At 45.2% G+C, this 21176-nt stretch carries 31 protein-coding genes; 27 read left to right on the top strand and 4 right to left on the bottom strand.

The window, feature by feature from the left end; translation table 11 throughout:
• The 4 genes from OH461_RS10500 to OH461_RS10515 form a co-directional block, all read right to left on the bottom strand.
• Positions 1 to 291 (bottom strand): SDR family NAD(P)-dependent oxidoreductase (locus OH461_RS10500; RefSeq protein WP_270020572.1); only part of this gene is annotated, 291 nt, incomplete at its 3' end.
• Between the two features lie 715 nt (positions 292 to 1006).
• Entirely contained in the window at positions 1007 to 1627 is a 621-nt protein-coding gene (locus OH461_RS10505) for a hypothetical protein (protein ID WP_270020573.1), read from the bottom strand.
• 135 nt (positions 1628 to 1762) lie between these two features.
• Positions 1763 to 2581: a DUF2971 domain-containing protein gene (locus OH461_RS10510; RefSeq protein ID WP_270020574.1), complete on the bottom strand. Its 819-nt coding sequence runs from the start codon at positions 2579 to 2581 to the stop codon at positions 1763 to 1765.
• Between the two features lie 596 nt (positions 2582 to 3177).
• On the bottom strand, positions 3178 to 3873 hold the full coding sequence (locus OH461_RS10515) for a LexA family transcriptional regulator (protein WP_270020575.1): 696 nt from the start codon (positions 3871 to 3873) through the stop codon (positions 3178 to 3180).
• A gap of 216 nt (positions 3874 to 4089) precedes the next feature.
• Between OH461_RS10515 and OH461_RS10520 the strand changes: the two genes are divergently transcribed.
• The 27 genes from OH461_RS10520 (at position 4090) to OH461_RS10650 (ending at position 21090) form a co-directional block, all read left to right on the top strand.
• Positions 4090 to 4314, top strand: a complete 225-nt coding sequence (locus OH461_RS10520; RefSeq protein WP_270020576.1) for a helix-turn-helix domain-containing protein — start codon at positions 4090 to 4092, stop codon at positions 4312 to 4314.
• Between the two features lie 133 nt (positions 4315 to 4447).
• Positions 4448 to 4936, top strand: a complete 489-nt coding sequence (locus tag OH461_RS10525) for a hypothetical protein (protein WP_270020577.1) — start codon at positions 4448 to 4450, stop codon at positions 4934 to 4936.
• The gene (locus tag OH461_RS10530) at positions 4929 to 6929 is read left to right on the top strand and encodes a transposase domain-containing protein (RefSeq protein ID WP_270020578.1); all 2001 of its coding nucleotides are present in this window, start codon (positions 4929 to 4931) and stop codon (positions 6927 to 6929) included. The genes OH461_RS10525 and OH461_RS10530 overlap by 8 nt, the downstream gene beginning before the upstream one ends.
• Positions 6930 to 6948: 19 nt before the next feature.
• The gene (locus OH461_RS10535) at positions 6949 to 7899 is read left to right on the top strand and encodes an AAA family ATPase (protein ID WP_270020579.1); all 951 of its coding nucleotides are present in this window, start codon (positions 6949 to 6951) and stop codon (positions 7897 to 7899) included.
• 68 nt (positions 7900 to 7967) lie between these two features.
• Complete coding sequence (locus OH461_RS10540) at positions 7968 to 8213, top strand: hypothetical protein (protein ID WP_270020580.1); 246 nt, start codon at positions 7968 to 7970, stop codon at positions 8211 to 8213.
• Entirely contained in the window at positions 8198 to 8383 is a 186-nt protein-coding gene (locus OH461_RS10545; RefSeq protein WP_270020581.1) for a hypothetical protein, read from the top strand. Before OH461_RS10540 ends, OH461_RS10545 begins: the two co-directional genes overlap by 16 nt.
• On the top strand, positions 8383 to 8997 hold the full coding sequence (locus OH461_RS10550; protein ID WP_270020582.1) for a DUF3164 family protein: 615 nt from the start codon (positions 8383 to 8385) through the stop codon (positions 8995 to 8997). Before OH461_RS10545 ends, OH461_RS10550 begins: the two co-directional genes overlap by 1 nt.
• A gap of 9 nt (positions 8998 to 9006) precedes the next feature.
• Positions 9007 to 9219, top strand: coding sequence for an ANR family transcriptional regulator (locus OH461_RS10555; RefSeq protein ID WP_270020583.1), 213 nt, complete (start codon positions 9007 to 9009; stop codon positions 9217 to 9219).
• Entirely contained in the window at positions 9216 to 9410 is a 195-nt protein-coding gene (locus tag OH461_RS10560) for a hypothetical protein (RefSeq protein WP_270020584.1), read from the top strand. Before OH461_RS10555 ends, OH461_RS10560 begins: the two co-directional genes overlap by 4 nt.
• A gap of 57 nt (positions 9411 to 9467) precedes the next feature.
• Complete coding sequence (locus tag OH461_RS10565) at positions 9468 to 9659, top strand: hypothetical protein (RefSeq protein WP_270020585.1); 192 nt, start codon at positions 9468 to 9470, stop codon at positions 9657 to 9659.
• The gene (locus tag OH461_RS10570) at positions 9652 to 9852 is read left to right on the top strand and encodes a hypothetical protein (RefSeq protein WP_270020586.1); all 201 of its coding nucleotides are present in this window, start codon (positions 9652 to 9654) and stop codon (positions 9850 to 9852) included. Before OH461_RS10565 ends, OH461_RS10570 begins: the two co-directional genes overlap by 8 nt.
• Entirely contained in the window at positions 9845 to 10282 is a 438-nt protein-coding gene (locus tag OH461_RS10575; RefSeq protein WP_270020587.1) for a hypothetical protein, read from the top strand. Before OH461_RS10570 ends, OH461_RS10575 begins: the two co-directional genes overlap by 8 nt.
• Entirely contained in the window at positions 10269 to 10844 is a 576-nt protein-coding gene (locus OH461_RS10580) for a gp16 family protein (RefSeq protein WP_270020588.1), read from the top strand. Before OH461_RS10575 ends, OH461_RS10580 begins: the two co-directional genes overlap by 14 nt.
• Positions 10841 to 11014, top strand: coding sequence for a hypothetical protein (locus tag OH461_RS10585; RefSeq protein WP_270020589.1), 174 nt, complete (start codon positions 10841 to 10843; stop codon positions 11012 to 11014). Before OH461_RS10580 ends, OH461_RS10585 begins: the two co-directional genes overlap by 4 nt.
• Positions 11015 to 11133: 119 nt before the next feature.
• Positions 11134 to 11937, top strand: a complete 804-nt coding sequence (locus OH461_RS10590) for a Mor transcription activator family protein (protein WP_270020590.1) — start codon at positions 11134 to 11136, stop codon at positions 11935 to 11937.
• A 178-nt stretch (positions 11938 to 12115) separates the two neighbouring features.
• Positions 12116 to 12346, top strand: a complete 231-nt coding sequence (locus OH461_RS10595) for a hypothetical protein (protein ID WP_270020591.1) — start codon at positions 12116 to 12118, stop codon at positions 12344 to 12346.
• 87 nt (positions 12347 to 12433) lie between these two features.
• The gene (locus OH461_RS10600) at positions 12434 to 12997 is read left to right on the top strand and encodes a glycoside hydrolase family 108 protein (protein ID WP_270020592.1); all 564 of its coding nucleotides are present in this window, start codon (positions 12434 to 12436) and stop codon (positions 12995 to 12997) included.
• Positions 12997 to 13269, top strand: a complete 273-nt coding sequence (locus tag OH461_RS10605; protein WP_270020593.1) for a hypothetical protein — start codon at positions 12997 to 12999, stop codon at positions 13267 to 13269. Before OH461_RS10600 ends, OH461_RS10605 begins: the two co-directional genes overlap by 1 nt.
• Positions 13242 to 13757: a hypothetical protein gene (locus tag OH461_RS10610; protein WP_270020594.1), complete on the top strand. Its 516-nt coding sequence runs from the start codon at positions 13242 to 13244 to the stop codon at positions 13755 to 13757. Before OH461_RS10605 ends, OH461_RS10610 begins: the two co-directional genes overlap by 28 nt.
• The gene (locus OH461_RS10615; protein ID WP_270020595.1) at positions 13754 to 13969 is read left to right on the top strand and encodes a hypothetical protein; all 216 of its coding nucleotides are present in this window, start codon (positions 13754 to 13756) and stop codon (positions 13967 to 13969) included. The genes OH461_RS10610 and OH461_RS10615 overlap by 4 nt, the downstream gene beginning before the upstream one ends.
• On the top strand, positions 13969 to 14277 hold the full coding sequence (locus OH461_RS10620) for a DUF2730 family protein (RefSeq protein WP_270020596.1): 309 nt from the start codon (positions 13969 to 13971) through the stop codon (positions 14275 to 14277). Before OH461_RS10615 ends, OH461_RS10620 begins: the two co-directional genes overlap by 1 nt.
• A gap of 3 nt (positions 14278 to 14280) precedes the next feature.
• Positions 14281 to 14577 (top strand): VpaChn25_0724 family phage protein, encoded by a 297-nt coding sequence (locus OH461_RS10625; protein WP_270020597.1) that lies wholly within the window; start codon positions 14281 to 14283, stop codon positions 14575 to 14577.
• Between the two features lie 223 nt (positions 14578 to 14800).
• On the top strand, positions 14801 to 15379 hold the full coding sequence (locus tag OH461_RS10630) for a DUF3486 family protein (RefSeq protein ID WP_270020598.1): 579 nt from the start codon (positions 14801 to 14803) through the stop codon (positions 15377 to 15379).
• Complete coding sequence (locus OH461_RS10635; RefSeq protein WP_270020599.1) at positions 15376 to 17001, top strand: terminase large subunit domain-containing protein; 1626 nt, start codon at positions 15376 to 15378, stop codon at positions 16999 to 17001. The genes OH461_RS10630 and OH461_RS10635 overlap by 4 nt, the downstream gene beginning before the upstream one ends.
• A gap of 8 nt (positions 17002 to 17009) precedes the next feature.
• Positions 17010 to 18614, top strand: coding sequence for a DUF935 domain-containing protein (locus OH461_RS10640; RefSeq protein WP_270020600.1), 1605 nt, complete (start codon positions 17010 to 17012; stop codon positions 18612 to 18614).
• Positions 18607 to 19410 (top strand): phage head morphogenesis protein, encoded by an 804-nt coding sequence (locus tag OH461_RS10645; protein ID WP_270020601.1) that lies wholly within the window; start codon positions 18607 to 18609, stop codon positions 19408 to 19410. The genes OH461_RS10640 and OH461_RS10645 overlap by 8 nt, the downstream gene beginning before the upstream one ends.
• Before the next feature lie 156 nt (positions 19411 to 19566).
• Positions 19567 to 21090, top strand: a complete 1524-nt coding sequence (locus OH461_RS10650) for a hypothetical protein (protein WP_270020602.1) — start codon at positions 19567 to 19569, stop codon at positions 21088 to 21090.
• The last annotated feature ends 86 nt before the right edge of the window (positions 21091 to 21176 follow it).

A 21176-nucleotide genomic window follows, 5' to 3' on the forward strand; every position in this document is an offset into this window, starting at 1 on the left:
ATGTGGGTCGATAGTCGCCATGGATTGCTCGTCTGAACCAATAACACCCGCATTATTGATAAGTATGTCTAACTGAACATTGGATAGCTTAGAGGCCAAATTAGCTATTGAGGTTTCATCAGTGACCTCTAGTTCATGTAGTGTCAGCGAACTATTAACAAGCATGCTTTTTAACTGCATTGAAGGCTGACCACGATAAGTAGAGATGACACTATAACCTAAAGCTAAAAACTGACGAGTTAATTCAAGCCCAATACCTCTTGAAGCTCCAGTGATTAAGACTGTTTCCATTTGCTGAATTTCCTTATTCGTATAACGCCGCATTAAGTGGTGAACAACGCGACCACCCAAGCCTAAACCTTGCCACACAAAACACTGAAGCCGACCTAAACTGAAATTGCCAAGCGTTGAGAATCCGTCTTAAATGCTTTGTTATGTTTGATGTTGAACCCTTAGTGATCGTAAGTTTACACAACTCACTAGTAATTTATATTCCAAAAAACAACGTAAAAACACTAACGTTAAGACTAAGAGAGCAACGTAGCAATACAAACTAAAACGCTCAATTCCAAAGAAGCTCCCCTCAAGCGACCTCATTGCTTGAAGCAACACGACTAATTGAACCCACGAATCACGGAAAGTTATGACTAAGCTTGCTGCTTTATAATGAGCCCTACTAGTCAAATTTCTTTCAATAATTCGAAGCCATCGGTTGGGAGAAAGCCAAAAGATACGATGGTGCCAATACGTATATAAACCAGTCTTCATTCTACGCCCCACATGTAGTGTATAGGACATATTTTATACGATTTATTTTAGTTTTTAAGAAAACTTCACTAACCTCGAACATGCCTGTTGGAGTGTAAAAACATAACGCCCAATTAAGGGGTGAACAACGCCTCCACCCAAACCTAAAGCATTGTGCCATAAACACTAAATTTGAAGTAGAAGCAAAAGTGCCAAGCGTTGTGAATCCCTCTTAAATTGCTTGTTAGGCTTCTTAGCTTCAGAGTGATTGCCGCAATAGTTGATCCCTCACGTCATTGATAGTTTTTGAATACTCGTCAGCCTTAGCTCGCAATACTTTTACTCGTTGTTTGGATGCCTCATTTGTTAACGAGGCAGTTCTCGCTATTTCATTTACAACTTTCGAATACTCTAACAGAGGAGTCAAATGCTCTGGTTCTAACCAGAACATGTTTTTATTTAATATATCATTAAAAGGCTTTAAGTGTTTTTGATTGAGGACTAGGATCTGTCTCTTAAAATCCCTAGCTATTGTTTTCTCTGCATTCAAAACGGTTAACTCAGCTTGCTTAGCTGGAACGCCATCTTTGATTTGCTGCTGCATTTTTATCAGTTTAGACTTAATTTCTTTATCAACCGATTTGTAGTAGTCATCATATAAATGCAGAGAGGTGTTGAGTAGATAAGCCTGCTCCCAGACTTCAGCAAGCTTCATCACTTTTGTTTTGTTAAATTCGACATAAGCATTATTAATAGACTTATTTTCTTCTAACAAATGTGCTGCATAAAATGCAGCCGCGCTAACTATCGCTCCAATGAAGAGCTTATCTATCAAACTCTTAACTACGTCATACTTAATAGCTTTCCATAATTCTGACATTTATCCTCCTGAAGCCTAACGCCGCATTAAGGTGTGAGCAACGCGACCACGAAACTTAACCATACCACCGTAAACACTGAACTCAACGATGGAATGAAAAATGCCATGCGTTGGGAATCACTCTTAAATGCTTTGTTAGCTTTGTTGGTTAATTGATTGCTTCGCTATTAAGCGCCATGAGTGTAAATCAGGCTCACATTGGAGTAACTTTACATCTTTGCGCCCCCAAGCCAACAGAATGTCCTTTAGTTCCTGCTGTGAAAAGTCTTTCTTTTTACTTACATTTTTATAGATATTTCGACCCAAATAGATCTCTTTAATCGAGTTTGGTGGTATGTCTAAGCAGTATAATGGGCGCCCTGATACCGAGATTTTATTCCACGCATTACTACGACCTTTTCCAAAGTGGTAGCTAAAAGGTAAGTCAGAGATGTCTTTGACAACCCTTACTTCTTCTTCATAACCCCATTCAAGTGATTTATATAAAAATGCTCTTTTTACTAAGTTAAACGCGTCAGAGTTAAATTCAATACCATTTCCAATACTCATTAGCTCGTCAGTATCAATTATTGGAAGGTTGCTATGAGGCTTAGTTGCAGAATAAATGACCTCTCCATATTGGCTAGGTATGACGCACGACTCTTTGTCTGAAAAACCAGCCATATCAACGTCAATACCGATTACTACTCCTTGATGTTCGTCACCGTAGTGAGACCACATAAGTGGGTTCAATGGCTGTCTTGTAAGAGACAACACACCATAGTTTCGAGAGAACCTATTTTTGCACGCACCTGTTGCTACACTAGCCGTAATAAATGAGTCACTATCTTCTTGAAAGCCAAAGGAAGTACATTCGAAAGGATCATTCAAGTCTTCTAAACAAGAGAAGCCAAGAGAATTATTCTCGATAACAGACTTTGCCGATTGAAACGACATATATTTATATAAAATCAACGTATTTCCTCGAAAAAGCTAACGCCGCATTAAGGTGTGAGCGACGCTTGGCTATACTTGAGCGAAGCGAAACCGCCAAGCGTTGCGAATCACTCTTAAATGCTTTGTTAGCTGTTTAAGCACGAAAGAGCCTCAATTGATGGCTCTAGATCATCCTCGATAATAAGCTTGAGTCTATATCCACTCAGTTTGTTCAATCGTTCTTGGTACTCAATATCTAAAGCATCCCGTAATTGAATTAACCAAGGTAGTTCCGTTTTGAGGCTTTCATTGAATGAGCTTACCGAGTATCTTTCCTTAAACATTGAACCCGTCCTTCTTTGCTCGGAGCCCTCTAAAGTAAGCAACTGTCTCACAAATTCATTTACCTCATGTAAGGAACCACTATAAATGAAAACTAGGGAATAGATGGGACTAATGAGGAATAAATCGGACGAAACCTTTAACTGTAAGGGTTTGAGGTGGATTTCTGAGTCTGCGCGGCTTCGATAGTAAAATGAGAAAGATCCACCAACTCTCTCAATTTCATTCACGTAAAGTGATCATCATAAAAAATCAGCGTTGAACTTTTAAATGGCGTTCAAACAGCGTTTAAATCAATCAGCTATGTCTTTCGCTAAATGCACTACCTGGCCGATAACTTCAAACTGATGTTGATCTTCTTTTGGAATGTCCATCGCAGCATAAAGTGCATTGTCACTAATTAACCTCCAAGAACCCATCATGTCTTGGAAACGCTTAACAAACAGCTCATCACCATTCCTGAATACATAGATATAGCCATCTTTCGGGTCTTTACGGCCTAGGTGAACTACGAGCGTGTCATTATCGCTAATCGTTGGGTGCATGCTGTCGCCTTTCGCCCAAACTACCGACAGGTCTTTTTCTTCAAATCTTTTCCACTTCAACCACTTACGTCTGAATGCTAGGTATCTAGTTGGCTTTGTATCACTCTTTGTTAAACAACCATGACCTGCGGAAACTTGGACGCTATACCCAGGAATTAGGGCAAATTCACTTTCAACATCATCGGCCTTTTTAGTTTCTGGAGCTACAAGTCCTTCACCAGAAGCCAACCAGTCCAGAGATACGTCATTTATACGGGCAATTTGTAAGGCTTTATCGAGTCCTGGGGTTGAGCCATTGAGGTATTTCCTCATAGTACTAAGTGGAATTTTACACTTTAAGGCAAAAGAACTCTCCGTTTCATTACCCATTAGTGTTTTCAATCTATCCTGAATTGTACTTTGGTGTTTATCGTCAGAACTACCAAGTGTCTTATTAGTTTCCATTTCAGCTCTCAAATATCAATAACACCTTGTTTTTAAATGAATTAAAGCAAAGTCCGACAAGTAACCCCGAACCAATAACCCAAAAGTGCAAATTATTTTTCCTTTTGGGTTTGCAATTCATTCCAATAGTGTTTATTGTTGCCCTATAGGATTAATCGTAACGTTGCCGCGTTAGGATAATTAATTACAAAAACGCTTAAGTATAGAGGTGATTAAATGACACATCAAATTTCTGATTGGCACCGTGCTGATATCAAAGCAGCCCTTGAAAAGAAAGGACTTAACTACGCCGAGCTTTCTCGAAAGTCTGGTCTCAAATCTGGGACTTTGCACAATGCTTTGGTTCGTCATTGGCCAAAAGGCGAAAAGATTATTGCTGACGCTATAGGGGTTACACCTGAGGTAATCTGGCCTAGTCGATATTCCAATAAGGCAGCATAACGCTATAGGAAAAATGGTCATGTTACATCCTTGCTTTGTTTGCTCTGAATACCTTCAGCATAAGCGCGACATGATCAAATCGGTAGAGGCAATGATCCTCTTTATTTGGAAAGTAGTTTTTAGGAGATTTCCAATGGCACGACGTAGTTGGAAAAAAGTTCACCCTAACTCGCTCCGTCATTCAATGGAGCTATGCCTTGAGCATGCAAGGCAAAAGAAAAATCTGTCGGTAGACAGAGTGGCAGATCTTATGGGCCAATCGAACAAGTGGAACCTATACAAATGGATGGAGAACGGTCGAATGCCTGCCAGCCTCATTCGTCCATTCGAATACGCTTGTGGTATCGACTTAGTCACCCAATATCTTGCATCTTCAAGCCATAAACTGCTTATTGATATTCCTTCTGGTCGTATCAGCGACGCCAAGGATATTAATGAACTACAAAGTTCATTCACTAGCGCGGTTGGCCTGCTCATTAGTTTTTATTCTGATCGCGAAGATGCTGAAGATACCTTAGCTGCGCTCACTCAAGTGATGCGTGATGTTGCCTACCACCACGAAAATGTAAACCGTAGCCTTGAGCCGGAGTTACTCTTGTTTGAGGAAACACAGCATGACTAATGACGTTAAGCAATGGTTTAGTGCGACTGAGCTTGTAGATTTACAAATAGTCGGAGTTCCTACGACACCAGAAGGAATACGATTCAAGGCTAAATCGGAGCAATGGATCTATCAAACCCGAAGTGGTCAAGGTGGCGGCAAAGAATACCACATCGACTCTCTACCAGAATCGGTTCGCGCAGCCATTATCCTCAAGCAAGGTTACATTGAAGCGAATGGTAAATACTTTCCTGTCGCGCCAGAGCAAAACGAACTCAGCTACTGCCGTGATGCACTATGGACAAAATGGGATAATGCCACCGAAAGCCAGCGTCAAAGAGCCAGTAAAAAAGCGATGCTCGCTAACGCTGTACGCCGCCTAATCAAGTCAGGCATTGCGGCTCAGTCTGCCTTTGTCATGGTAGCGAATGAGTATCAATCTTCAGAGGGTTCGGTCAGACGTACCTATTATGCCGCAAAGCACTATGAAGTTTCTGATTGGGCTCCTGCGCTACTGCCAAAGCATCGCTCGCGCCGTGAGTACCTGGATGCAGAGTTTACGCAAGAAGCATGGGATTACTTCTTGGCAGATTACCTTCGCCCTGAGCAACCGACAAAAGCCGCGTGCTATCTCCGCTTACTGGAAGCCGCGAAAGCTCATGGTTGGGAAGTGCCTTCTGAAAGCTCTCTAAACCGCAAAATAGAACGTGAGCTAACCAAAGTAGAGATCGTATTAGCTCGCAAAGGTGAGCGAGCGGCATCGGAGCTCTATCCAGCGCAAGAGCGTAGCGTGCTTGGCTTGCATGCGATGGAGTGGATTAACGGTGACGGTTATCAACACAATGTCTTTGTTCGTTGGCACAACGGCGAAATCTTGCGTCCTAAAACATGGGTATGGCAAGACATCTACAGCCGAAAAGTGTTGGGTTACTACTGTGACATTTCTGAAAATAGTGACTCGATACGCTTGGCACTAATGCAGGTTATTGAACGCTATGGCATTCCCCATCATGCGACCATCGATAACACTCGCGCCGCCGCGAACAAATGGCTAACTGGTGGTGTGCCTAACCGCTACCGCTTTAAAGTCAAAGAAGACGATCCCAAAGGTATCCTACCAATGCTTGGCATCGATACGCATTGGACTCAAGTGTTGTTTGGCACGGGTCATGGACAAGCAAAACCGGTTGAACGTGCGTTTTCCCATGGCGGTTTAGGTGAGCTGGTCGACAAACACCCTTTATTAGCAGGTGCATACACTGGCGCTAACCCAATGGATAAGCCTGGCAATTACAATGCGGCTAACGCCGTAAGTGTGGATGTCTTCCTTAAGGCTCTAGAAACTGGCATCAACCAATTCAATGCGCGCCCTAACCGCCGTACTGAAGTGTGTAACGGCATGATGAGTTTCGATGAAGCCTTCGCTAATAGTTATGCACAACAGCAAATTAAGAAAGCGACGAAAGAGCAACTTCGTCTACTGATGCTGATGGCAGAAGTGAGCCGAGTGCAATCGGATGGCACGTTCTTCTTAGAATCTGGCGGCTCAATCAAGCAGCGTAAGAACCGCTACTACAACGTTAAGTTAGCTGAAAAGACATTTAAGAAAAACAAGCTCGTCGTGCGCTTTGACCCACAGCAGCTGCATGACTCTGTCTACTGCTACACCTTAGATGGCCGCTTTATTTGTGAAGCAGAGTGTATTGAAAAAGTGGCGTTCAATGATAAGTCAGCGGCACGTGAGCAAGACCGTAACCGCAAGCAATTCGTGAAAGCCAACAAGCAGGCGCTAGCAGCGAAAAAACGCATGGGCATCAACGAGGCCGCAGCTCGACTTCCTACCACTGAAGAGCCTGAAGTACCAGAGACCAAGGTGGTTGAAATCTTCCAGCAACAAGGCAACACCGTGCGCGTTACTCAAGTAGAACAAGAGATAGACAGCGAAGAATACCAAGCGGCCTTTCAACGTGGCCTAGCCCAGCTCGTCCAAGAGCAACAAAAGAATTCAATTTAAAACACAAAAGGAAAGACCTATGACCAACGTAAGTTCAATGCCTCGAAGTCAAGAGAGTGTTATTGACGCTGTTCGCGTGATCCTTGAGGAAGGGGCCATCTCGCAAGCTGGCATATCGAAAGAGTCTGGGGTGTCTAAGACTGCGCTTAGTCAGTACTTAAAAGGCATCTACCCTGGCGATGCTAACCGCGTCACCCAAGAGTTGAGTGCTTGGCTTGACCTACGTCATCGTAAGCAAACAACGGCCCCCCAATCACCAGGTTTTGTTGCAACCACCACGGTAAAGCAGATTTGGGGCGCGCTTCAATACGCTCAGATTGCGTCGAACATTTCCATTATTTTTGGCAACCCAGGCGTGTCTAAAACCCAAGCTATCAAGCAGTACAAAAAGAACAACCCAAACGTGTGGCTTGTTACTGCGAGTCCATCACGTCGCGGCGTGCTTGAGTGTCTGTACGAAATCGCTTTAGAGGTTGGGATCCACAATCCACCTCGTCGTAGCGCACCGCTAGCTCGCCAAATCATCGAAAAGTTAGATGCTTGCCAAGGTCTGTTAATCATCGATGAATCTGACCAGCTTTCTTATGAAGCGCTTGAAGAGCTGCGCTCCATTCAAGACCGTGCCGATGTGGGGATGGCATTGGTGGGTAACCATCAAGTGTACTCCAACCTCACAGGTGGCAACCGCACCATGGACTTCGCGCGTTTGTTCTCTCGTGTAGGTAAGAAATTAGTGATTCACCGCGTGAAAAAATACGACGTCCGCGATGTGGCTGACGCATGGGGCATCGTCAACAAACCAGAGCGAGACCTCATGTTACAAATCGCGTTGAAACCTGGCGGCTTGCGAGTACTTGACCACACCTTACAACTGGCCGCCTTGACCGCAAAAGGACAAGGCCAAGCTATTACGGTCAATCACATCAAAGCGGCGTTTAAAGACTTAGAAGAAGTCCACGACAGCAACTAACAGTAACCCACGTGAATCCTCTTCCTCCTACATAAAGGAGGAAACTGAACCACATAGGAAGGTGACACATGACACGTTCAACCGAAGTCTACAAATTAATGGGGAAATTACAGGCGCAAGGATGCATGCCTCAACCGCCACTTAAAACCCCACGCGGCGCGTTTATCTGCATTGCGCAGCCAACGCCTGAAATGGCCAAGCAAGCCACCGAAATTAAACAGTGTTTAAACGGCGTTCAAACCCTCGTTTACACCTTGAAATTGAGCGGCTGCACCATCCGTTGGCAAGGAGGTGCACCATGCACAACCCACTAAGTGCCCAAGTCATCGTGAATATTACCCCTAACCCAGAGCAAGGCCGTGTGGAATACATCGTGTGTACCCACGAGGGCGAAAGCTCTGGCATCAATCAACTGGCTGAAAAGCTACAACAAAGCGTGATGGCAGCCTTGCCAAAATGTGCCACACCTACAGGAGCAGAATAATGAATCAAGCAGTCGCACTACCAGGTCACCGAATCAACGCGCTTGGCCATCATGTACCAGAGTCACAAGTCAAACAGATCGACATCTTACGTGATGATGTGGTTCTTGCCGTGGTTGAAAAAGCCAAAGAAGCACAACAAGCCCTTGCTGAATTCAAAGTGATGGCCATGAACCAAATCAAAGACTTTGTCGACCTAAGCGCAGAGGAATACGACGTTAAGTACGGTGGAACAAAAGGCAACGTTTCGCTGTTGAGTTTTGACGGCAAATACAAGTTGATGCGCGCCATGGGTGAACACCGCACCTTTGATGAGCGCATCCAAGCGGCTAAAGCCAAAATTGATGAGTGCATTCATCGCTGGGCGGAAGGCTCTGACGACAAAATCAAATCCCTTGTTGAGCACGCCTTTCGTGTCAACAAGCAAGGTCATATTGATGTCAACCAAGTGCTGAGCCTGCGCCAACTGAATATCGATGACCCAGACTGGATTGAAGCGATGGACGCCATTGCTGATTCAATTCAAATCACCGGAACAAGCTCGTACTTGCGTATTTATGAGCGCCAAGAGAACGGCAGCTACAAACAGCTCGCTCTCGATATCGCCAAACTCTAGGAGGCCATCATGTTTTCATCCACACCCGCAAAAAGTGAATACCCCGAACACGCAGAGTTAGCAGCTCAACTTGAGCGTGATGGTATGTACTCAAATGCCGCGTTTACTTGGATGGCAGCTGCGCATCACGCTCGCTCGCCAGAGAATCGTCATTGGGCGGAATCCCGAGCTGACTTTTGCAACTCCTGGGCGCGTCGTTACCAAAGGAGTAAAGCCGCATGACAACGTTTCTATGTCCGCATACTCCCCAAGCAATTGAGGCCGAGATTGATTTGGCCCAAATGCTGATTGAACTGGAAGGCACTGGTTACCCTGATGACACGTTTGAAGATGGCGTCATCGCAGCTCTTCGTTGGGTGCAAGGGCGATGGCCTCAGCCAACCTCTGATGCGATAGAGCATTTAGAACAGTAGCCTTTATATACGCCCGCTACTGCGGGCTTTTTATTACCTGATACTTAAGGATTACCGATGCTAAGCGCAAAACTCGAATGTGATGCAAATGGTTGTCATAACGAAATCGACCTCGAACTCAACCATCCCGACGATGCTGTTATTGAAGTAGAAAAATTAGAAGAACAAGGCTGGGACTATGACTGGGATAGTGGCATTAGCTACTGCTCGAAATGTCGTTTACTTGTTGAGGGGGCTGAACATGACTAAGCGTATCCGCCTAACCAAACCCCAAAAAGAAGAGCTAGATAAGCTCGCTAATGCTGGAGTGCCTCGCCTCTCTGGCATCTCGTATTTCAAGATATTTGGTGAGTCTTTATGCTCAACAAACAATATGGTGACACCGTTAGCTGAAGTCGCCTTTCGTTACTTCAACAAGCAAAAGAGGCTTTACCATGGCTAACATCACCAAAGACCAATGGAAAAAACTTGAAGAAGAGATGACTTATAGTTTTGTCTCTATCCGCTTTAAATATCAAGGTTATGAGCTTTCGGTTCAGCGAATCAGAACGGCAGAAAATAAGACAGAACTGTGTGTTTATATCGATGATGTCTATAAGAGTTCGTGGGGAAACCCTGACCGTGAAGATGGTGATGCCCCTGACATCATTAAAGAAGTATGGCGCAAGCGCTCCATAGCAATGCACAAACCATCAACTATCCAGAAATTAATCAAAAAGCATGGCAAACGCCGCGTTCACAATGCGATTCCTGATTGGGATGCGCGCATAGAATACTATGAACCATTTTTCCCTAAAGCTTCCGTTCTTTGCCGTCAGTTCAAAAAGCTCGAAGATTTAGAGCTTATCGAGGGGTGTCATGAGCAACCGTAACCGCTTAATCCAACTTATCCACGTAGCTAAGCGCGAGCTGGCGCTTGAAGATGATGTTTATCGCCTACTGCTTGAGGTTGAAACCAATAAAACCTCTTGCAGCAAAATGAGCATCAAAGAGCTAGAAACGGTGCTTGCTGCTATGGAAAGCAAAGGTTTTAAACGCAAAATAAACGGTTCTAAAACGCCGTTTAAAAAGCGTTTAAGCCCGAAAGCTAAAGGGGTAAGAACGGAAGTAGATAAGATTCGCGCCATTTGGATCACCATGAGCAAACAAGGCTTTGTGCGCGATGGCAGCGAAACTGCGCTTGATGCTTACGTTCGCCGCATTACCAATCGCAACAAGAATGAGGGCGTAGACCATGTTGCTTGGTGTAATGGCAATCAGTCATACACTGTTCTTGAATCTCTTAAGTCATGGCATCGCCGAGTGATGATTGATGAGCTAAAGAACAAAGGCTGGACAGTGCCTATCAACGAACGTACTGGCAAGCCTATGGGCTATGAAGCGATAGCGGATGCTTTTTGTGAAATGCTGCAAGCGCGTAAGGAGGTGCAGTGACAGAGTTTACCCGCAAAGATCGAGAGCTTATTAACCATGTAAAACAATTTGGTGGTAAAAGCGAATCCGAGGCCATCGCCTACCTCGATCGATATTGTGGGAACTGGCAAGGAACGCCACTACCTAAGGCGAAACGATTGAAACCATTAGGTAGTGGTGAAACAGAATAAATTAAATAACCGCTCTTCCGAGCGGTTTTTTAATGGATCATTTTCACGCTAATTTCCGATTGAGGATCATTTTACCTGTTTTACTCTTCCTACATTACGTGGGAATGTTAGGAGGCAAGATGAACGATACACAACCAGATATGTTTGCAAGCCAAGCAATCGACCCTCGCGTGCTCGACAACCTTGACCACTTACTTGATGACGAAAATGAATGGCCTATCACCTTCCTAAAGCTGCGCGATATTCTGGATAGTGAACTGAATGAGCTACTGCCTGAACACAAAAAGGTCTCGCTCTCTCTTGCTCTTGTGATTGGTCAATACTTAGGTGGAATGTCGAATTACTTACCTACTGGGCAATTGCTGCAAAAGTACATTCGAGACATCAACATATGGGAAGCATTCACAGGCCATAACGTAAAAAGCCTAGCGATGCAGCACCGTCTTAGTGAGAAAGCCATCTACCAAGTTCTGCATCGTATGCGCGCTATTAGCAGTCAGCGCAGTCAAATTTTACGTGGTCGCATTGGTGATGTGGACAGTAAGTGGAATCGTTACTTTGAGCCAGTAGGCGTAGAGGGCGACATCCACTTAGAAGAAGAAAAAAAGAAATGGCCGATGGCTCTATTAGAGCTCAGAACCTTGCTACTCAAAGAGCTTGAAGCGTATGACGTTAATGAGCATGAGGTCGCGTTATCAATGGTGTTAGCCATTGGTCAAAAGATGGGAGGTGAGCACCAATATATTGCTCGTGGTGATATTCTTTATCGTCATGTACGCAATATTGAGATTTGGGAATCATACAATGGCAACAACGTTAAGCAGCTTGCCCACCAATACAAGGTGACAGATAAAACCATCTACGAAATTCTCGCCAAAATGAAAAAGCTCGAATCAAAAAAGTGGCAACCCGATCTCTTTTAGTCAGACTTTATCCATACAGTCGGTACTAAAAACTGACTTACTGTAACAAAACACCTCGCTTGCAGCCCTCTTCGGAGGGCTTTTTTGATCGAAATCCCGAATAAGGAGGTTAATTTAGCTGCAATGATTATGTGTGAGGTAGAGTATTAGGTACGTTTTATTAAAGCATGGCAGTCATATGGATAATTTCCTGGGAAGGTTTTCCAAGCTTGTTAGCGCAGTAGTATCAGCAGCCGGGCTTTCTGTAGCATCTGTGTTACTTTGCGCGCTTATTGGTTTCTTTGAAGGGTTCTCTTCAGAACAATGGGGATTCTGGCTTTGGTTTGCGGCACTATGGCCATTCGGCTCGCTTGCTATCTTAGCCACTTACTTTTTTGTCACACGGGAGAGAGATGAAATTTCTAATTAACATCCATAACCCACGTTAATCCGCTCTTTCTCCACTAAAAATAGACACTAAGCCTACTCGGTATCCCTTAATCCAATAGGCTTAGTGATGAAAAACTTCGCGTTCTCTACCAAAGGCTACTCAGAAAGCTTTTGTCATGCGGTTGAGTTTATCTTAATCGCAGAAGGTGCTTTATACCCCAATGGTAAAGCTCGCCCTGGTTTGGGCTATGTAAATGATCCCAAAGACGCAGGCGGCGAAACCAAAGGCGGTATCAGCAAACGTGCCTTTCCTTCTGTTGACATTCAAGCACTCACACTCGACAAAATTGTCCGCCTGTACCACCGCAATTACTGGCGAGTAGCGTACTGCCAAGACTGGCAACCAGCAACTGCTGTACTAATGTTTGATGCTGCAGTTCAGCATGGAGCCAATCAAGCCATTCGCATGCTGCAAGAGATTGCTGGTACTAAAGCCGATGGTAAGGTCGGCCCTAAAACTCGTGCGGCTGTTCAATCATTCGATCAAGCGTATTTAGTCGCTCGTTATGGACTGCGTCGTGGTCGTTTTTATGCGCGAATCATCAAAAAGAACCATACCCAATGCCGCTTTATTGAAGGCTGGCACAACCGCCTAGTTGAGTTAACCAATCATGCTTGGGAACTTATCTAATGGGCAAGAACTGGGAGTGGTCTTATCAACGCGGTATTGAACGTAGGCTAGAGGCTGAGCAATGCGCTCAGTCTACTGGCACATCATCGCCTAGTAAGCCTCCACTCCACAGTCACGATGCCACTATGCAGTCTTATTTCGAGCGAGGTTGGCACAGTGTGACTCCAGCTCAAGTCTACCAACACTTGCAAGGCATTCAATCAATGCCGCTTTCCCCCTTAGACCAAATCCGGAGATTGAAACAATGTCACTTTCAGCCATCGCAGGGCTAGCGAGCCTTGCATTTAAAGCCGGCCCAGCGGTTATTCGCGGCGTGTCTCAATTATTTGGCGGCAGTGAAGTCGCTGACGAAGTTGCTGACATCGTAGAGCAAGCCGACAAGCTACTACTGTCGCCACAAGATAAGCAAAAAGCCATTGAAAATGAGCTTAGTAAGTTGCCTCCAGAAGATCTTGTTGAGCTTCAAGCCCTCAAAGTTGAAATGGAAAAACAAGTTACTCGCCAGCAAGAGGTGGCCGCGCAAGACAGACAATCAGAGCACCATGAAACTCAAACCACCATTCGCCATGGTGATAGCTCTAGCTATTGGGTGGTTCGCTGCACACGCCCCTTAATGGCACTGATTAGCACCTGCTCGGGTTGTTACTACATCATCACTAACCCACAGCCGGAACTCACCGTTGCCGGAGTGCTGTTTGGCCTTGGCGCGACTTATATGGGCATTCGTCATCGTGAAAAAGATAAGGGGCTCACCTTATGACCGATTGGATCGACAAATCTGTTTTAAACCAAGAGCGTGAGTTAAAGCGCAGCATTGCTGCAGCTCGTCAAGCAGCGCCGCACGTAAAGCAAATCAAAGCCGGTGATGAAGTGCTATGCGCGGAGTGCTTAGAACCCATCCCTTGTGGCCGCATTGAGGCGCATCCTGACTCAACCCACTGCGTTGATTGTTTATCTGAACTGGAGGGCTGATGGATTTAGAAGTGATTAAAACCATCACACCTTGGCTACTAGGGGGCTGCTCAGTTGGTGGCTCTCTAGTGGCATGGGCAATCAAACGATCATTTGCAACCAAACAAGAAGTAGAACACCTCAAGCAAGAGCAAAAGCTGATCAAGTCACAAGTAGATAACCTGCCAAGTCACGACGAATTCTACGAGCTCAAAATCAGTATCGAAGCCATGCGCGGTGATCTAAAAGCAATTAATGCCGCACTGCAGCCACTACAACACATCAACAACCTGCGTTTAGAAAACGATTTAAAAGATAAGGAAAGCTAATCAATGGCAATGAAAGACATCCTGCAGCAAGACCGTCGCTTGGTTATTCTTCGCGTTCTTAACGAGTCGGCTGCCTACACCGCAAACGAAAGCATTCTTGATGAGTCACTAGACCGCTTGGGTCATAAAGTCAGCCGAGACTTAGTCATTACCGAGATGCACTGGCTTGAAGAGCAAAGCCTCATTTCGATTGATGAAGCGTTCAATACCAAAGTGGCCACGCTTACCCAGCGCGGTATCGATGTAGCTGAGGGACAAACCACTCACCCTGGTGTTAAGCGCCCAAGCCCAACGTTATAGGATCGCTTATGACACTACTCACTGTGCTTCTGTTTCTTGTGATTTGGTGCGCTATCGACATCCTTTTATTCTGGTTGTGTGTGCGCTTATTTATTAACACGACAAAGTCTACGCCTATCCGTCGAGCTAACTGGTCTACGTTTATCATGCCAGCTCTTGCTCTTACACCTCGTCCACGTCGGGGCTTTGGTAAAGTCTTTGTTTGGCATAGGGAGCGATTCCTATGAGTCAACCCCATACCAAAAATCGCTTGAGTAAAATCGACCAGCTCCCCGACGACTTCAAGACTCAGCTCAATATCTTGCTGCGTGAAAAAAACATGACTCAAGAGCAGATTCGCTCACTCATCAACAAACAGATTGATGAACAAGGCATTGCCGATGATCCTGAATACATCAAGCGTAATGCCATGAGTCGCTACGCTCAAAGCTTTCGTAAAGGGATGGAAAAATACCAACAAGCGCAAGAAATGACCAAGCAATGGGTACAGCAGTTTGGCGAGATGCCCCAGACCGATATTGCTCGTTCATTAATTGAGATAGGTAAATCTCAGGTATTCGACATCCAAATGAAAGCGTTGGAAGAGAATAAAACCCTCGACCCGAAAACGCTGGGCCACTTGGCTCTTTGTATTAAGCGCCTGCAAGAAGCGCAAACTGGCAGCGTGAAATTAGAGCAGCAAATTCGTAAGCAGGTGCTCGAAGAAGCCGCAGACCAAGCGGAGACCAAAGCGAAACAACAAGGCATGACGTCTGAAGGCGCGAAGGTCATCCGTGATTCTATATTGGGGCTAAGCACATGATCTCATCTACGTTTGAGCGCTCACCCATTGCAAAAACAGTGGCGCATCTTCATTACGCATACTCACCTGATGAGGTTTTACTGCCTTACCAGAAATATTGGATTGAAGATAAGAGCCAACTCAAGATTGGCGAGAAATCACGCCGTACAGGTGTTACCTGGGCTGAAGCGTGTGATGCGTCATTAACGACCTCCCTTACGAAGGCCGATGGCGGCTGTCACCACTTCTATGTGGGGTCTAACAAGGAGATGGCGCGAGAGTTTATCGATGCGGTCGCCATGTGGGCTAAAGCGTTCGATAAAGCCGCAGGAGAAATCTGTGAAGAAGTCATCGAAGATGAAGACAAGGACATTCTCACTTTCGTCATTTACTTTGCATCGGGCTTCAAGGTTCAAGCACTATCCAGTAACCCATCCAACCTGCGTGGTATGCAGGGTAACGTCACCATTGATGAGGCAGCCTTCCATGACCGCTTGGCAGAGGTGCTTAAGGCCGCGCTCGCCCTTACTATGTGGGGCAGTAAAGTTAGACTCATCTCCACTCACAATGGTGCAGATAACGACTTCAACGAGCTTATCCAAGAGAGCCGAGCAGGAAAGAAAGACTACAGCATTCACACCATTACCTTAGATGATGCTTGTCATGATGGATTGTATAAACGTATCTGTCAGGTCTCCGGCCAAGAGTGGACGCAAGAGAAAGAAGACGCTTGGAAAGCCGGATTGCTCAAAGCGACCAAGACCGAAGATGACGCACTGGAAGAGTATTACTGCGTACCTAAAGCGGGCTCTGGCGTCTACATCCCTCGTTCATATCGAGAGCGTGCTGCCGCTCTGCCAAACCAAGTGGTCACCTATACCGGCACAACGGTGTTTAACGGCTTGCCAGAAAGACTGCGTGAGTTAGAAATGCATGAGTGGCTAGAGCTGAATGTTAAGCCGCTGCTCGATGCACTGCCACAAAACTTGCGCCATACACTTGGGGAAGACTTTGCCCGTAACGGCGATTTAACCGTGTTCGCCCCATGTACCGTGCACACCAACACCAAACGCACCTTCCCGTTTTTAGTGGAGTTATCTAATGTCCCGTTTAAGCAGCAAGAACAAGTGCTCTATTATATTGCTGACCGCCTGCCCCGTCGTGACGGCATCAAGCTGGATGCTCGAGGCAATGGTCAATATCTCGCAGAACAAGCCCGATATAAATACGGGGCCGAGGTGGAAGAGGTCATGCTCTCGCAAGCCTATTACCGCGAGCACATGCCGAGCTTTAAATCAGCGTTCGAAGATGATGAGCTGCAGATACCGAAGAACGAGGATGTGATCAATGATTTCTCAGCCATTCAGATTATCCGTGGTGTGCCTAGCATTGATGAAAGCCGGACTAAAGGGGTCGATGGTAACAACCGACACGGTGACTCGGCCATTGCCATCTTCTTAGGTTACATCGCTTCAAAAGAAGAATGCCGCCGTTATGAGCTGCACACGATTGCCAAACCAGCCGAACAAGGCTCTAGAGCCAATTTCTTAACACGCCAAGACCAACAAGAAGACTTACACCAAAAACATAAGCATATTCGCACTACCCACGGTTTTCGTGGTGAACGTGGTGGTATGTTGTAGGATGCGCCATGAATAGCCCAATCATTAATCCGAACACCAATAAGCCCTTTACCAAAGAAGAGCGCGAGCAAATTACTCAACATCAATCTAAAGCTCATGTCATGAGTGTGCGCAAGCCGCTTGAGTGGCGTTCAATTGCGTCAGGACTGACCCCAGCCAAGCTCGCCACCACATTACGCAGCGCGCTACAAGGTCAGCCTGAAGACTACTTTTTATTAGCTGAAGAGATGGAAGAGCGTGACACCCATTACCGCGCCGTTCTCTCAACCCGTAAGCTGGCCGTCGCTAGTATTGAACCCGTAGTTGAAGCAGCAAGTGATGATAAGCAGCACATTGCCCACGCCGATGCGATACGTGAAATTTTACGCCATCCAGAAGTGCCAGAGTTGATGATGGATTTGCTCGACGGAATTGGTAAAGGCATTAGCCTAGTTGAGCAAATCTGGGATACCAACAGCAAGCCCTATGCTTGGGTACCAAAAGAGTATGAGTGGGTTTCCCCAGTCCATATCCAAATTGATATGGATGATCTCCACACCGTTCGATTGAAAAGTGACGACGAGACTTTAAAAGGTGAGCCACTCAAACCCAACGGCTACATCATTCATAAGCCACGTATGAAGTCTGGCCATTGGATCCGTAATGGCTTAGCTCGTGTCGTCGCGGTGATGTACATGCTCAAAAGCTACACCGTCAAAGATTGGTGGGCGTTTGCCGAAGTCTTTGGCATGCCAGTACGTATCGGTAAATATCACAGCAATGCCAGCGAAGATGACATTCGCACCCTAGTCAATGCCATTGCGTCGATCGCCAGTGACGCCGGTGCGGCTATTCCTGAGTCAATGCAAATCGACATGATAGACACGGCGAAAGGCAATGGCGGCGACACTCTGTTTGAAAACATGGCCAAGTGGGCTGACCAACAAATTTCTAAAGCGGTACTGGGTCAAACGATGACTACCGATGATGGTTCTAGTCAATCACAAGCTACCGTGCACAATGAAGTACGCAAAGACATCATCAATTGGGATGCTCGCCAACTGGCCAACACACTCAATCGCGACTTAGTAAAACGCTTTATTGATTTTAATTTTGGCCCTCAAGAACGTTACCCAGAAATCAAGCTCACCATCGAAGAGACCGAAGACCTAAAAGCTTGGGTTGAGGCACTAACGCCACTCATTGACCGAGGTCTAAAAGTACAGGCATCTGACGTTCGCGATAAAATGGGGCTCGCTGACCCAGAGCAAGGGGCGGAACTTTTGCACCCTGAGCATCAAGTACCTCATGAACAAGACTTGGCGTTAAATCATCGCAGCGCACCGTTTAAACCCCGTTTAACACTGGCTATGAACGCGAAACGCTCTGCAGATGAATTGGTCAGTGATGACGAAATCAATGAATTCGTCCTTGAAGCGTTAGACGATTGGCAGGAAGTCAGCGCACCGATCTTAAACCCTATCTTAGAACTCGCTGAGCAAGTCGATAGCTTTGAGGCGTTTGCGGAGCAGCTACCAAGAATCGCAGAGCAAATGGATGATGGTGCGTTTATTGAGCAGTTAACCAAGCTTTGCTGGCAATCTCGTGCGCTAGGAGATGTCAGCGATGAATGAGACGATTATCCCCGAAGAGGCACTTCTCTACCTTGATAGTAAAGGGATTCAACCAGGCTTTGACTATCGAGACGTTTGGAAGGCAGAGCACAACCATGTGTTTACCGTGGCCAAGCTGATGCAAGAAGACATTCTAGAAGACGTAAGACAAGCAGTAGCCATTGCATTGGCTGACGGTCAAACATTCGAGCAGTTCCGCGATTACTTAAAACCGTACCTAATAAAACGTGGATGGTGGGGCGTTCAGGTCATGGATGACCCTCACACCAAAGAGAGTAAGCCGGTGCAGTTGGGCAGTGATCATCGGCTGAAAACCATCTATCGCACCAACATGAGAACGGCGCGTGCTGCTGGCCAATGGGAGCGTATCGAACGTACCAAGGAGTCACACCCTTATTTGCTCTATGAGTTAGGCCCAAGTATTGAGCATCGCGTCGAACACGTTAAATGGAATGGCTTACTACTGCCCGTTGATGATGAGTTTTGGAAAACTCACTACCCACAAAATGGCTGGGGGTGCAAATGCCGAGTGCGTCAAGTGAGTCACGCTCAAGCAGAGAAGCTTAAACAATCAGGTATCAATGCTGGCATCGCTGAAGTGGATGAGCACACCGGCTTACCCACAGGCCACTTTACCGATGACCGAGTTGCCGTGAGTACCACAGCCCCCAAGATAAACACACGCAAAATGGTTAACAAACGAACGGGCGAAGTGGAAGATGTACCAGAAGGTATCGACCCAGGATGGAACTATAACCCTGGCATCAATCGATCCCCATTTGAGACAAAAAGCTAAAACGCTCTGTAAGCGATTCTAAGGTAATTGAAACTAGAAAGCCCTAGATGATGTCGTGAGCTAGGGCTTTGTTTTGATTTAAACGGCGTTTAAACGGGTTTAAACAGTGTATATTGTGAGAGCTACGTTTGAATTAAGGTGTGATTGGAAAATTATATGGTTTTAGAATTTGATGATTCTCTTGATGTAGGAGCTTTAGGGGAAAGTACGTTCGACCAATGGTGTCGTGCAGGCAAAATCACGTCAATACCATCTGAGCATGATGATAAGCATGGCTGGGATTTTCTTGTAGAATTTCCATATGTTAAATCAAAATTACCTGATGATCTTCGTCCAAAGCCAATTGAGTGCAAAGTACAAGTCAAGTCGACGCAAGGTAATAAAGGGGCATGGGATATAAAGCTGTCTGCCTTAAAACGCTTAATAGATTACACAAGCCCTGCATTTATTCTGTTTTACGAGTTCTCTAAAGCTGAACCTTATGAGCTTAATAACGCTTATTTAGTTCACATCGATGAACAACTAATCTATCGTACTTTAAAAAAGATCCGTGAGAACTCGGGTAAAAAACCACTCCACCTAGATTCCCTAAGTGTCTCTTATCGAAAACATCATATTAACGAGCTATCAGGTAAAGCGCTCAGAGAAAAGATCGCGAGTTATATTCCAGATGGAATTGAAAACTATCAAAAAGAAAAGATTGCAACCACTAAACGGGTTGGTTATGAAGATGGGGGAATTGTAGGTAAATTCACGGCTAAAGCTGATGACATTGAGCAATACTGTTTAGATATCATTCTTGGCAAAGAGAGCTCATTAGAGCTAATAGATTTTTCTACAAAAGATAACCGCTTCAATATTGAAGAATCCTCTTTCACCATTCACGAATCCAATGGTGGAACTCTAACAATGGATGTACAAACAAACGTTCTAGGAGCATGTCGTATTGATTTTAAAAAAGGCAAATACGCACCGCCGCTATCATTTACTGGTGAAATACTCAGCTATCCAGCTCTAATAAATAAGCCAAATACCTTTTTTATCCGAACCAAACTATTTACGTTAGAGTTCGATATCACTCCCAAAAATAATAAGTTAAAAACATATTTTACAGCCGATAAAATAGTAACCCTAGATGAAGCTACAAAATGGCTACGCCTATTCTGCAGATCACAATCTGAGCAGTATTCAATTTTTGAGATTCATTCTGACCTTTTGGAGATGCCATGGGAGGGAGAAATCACCCTTCCAACAAAATATACCGAAGACTACAGCGAACTTCGCGCATCACTAGAAGTACTGGTTAAAACGTTCGAATTAGACAAAGGAACAACTCTTTATTTAGGTGAATTAACTGAGTCCCGTTCTCTTATTAAAATTTTGGACCACCTTGTTAATAATCGAGATCCAGGATTTGAAATGGAAGAACAGCCAGAAGATAAAGATGGTCCAGAACGTGTCTTTTCTATTACGCCAGTTTTTTTACGACTAGGATCAACCCTAATTGGTTGTATTGCTAGATTTTTCGCGAATAAAATAAACAATCGATATGTCGTAGATTCCGTGGAGACCTTGGAGTGCTACACTTTCCCAACAATTCCTGATAAAGAGCTTTTGGAAAACCTCGTCAAACAACACGAACTAGACAGTGAACGGCTATTTGAAGTTAACCCCGAATAGATCAACCGTTCGCTAACCCACGTTAATCCGTTCTAAAAACTCAAACTCTTAATCTGGCATCCAGTTACTCGTTAATTGGATGCCTT

Source organism: Vibrio sp. LaRot3 (assembly GCF_027587025.1).
Taxonomy (GTDB): Bacteria; Pseudomonadota; Gammaproteobacteria; order Enterobacterales; family Vibrionaceae; genus Vibrio.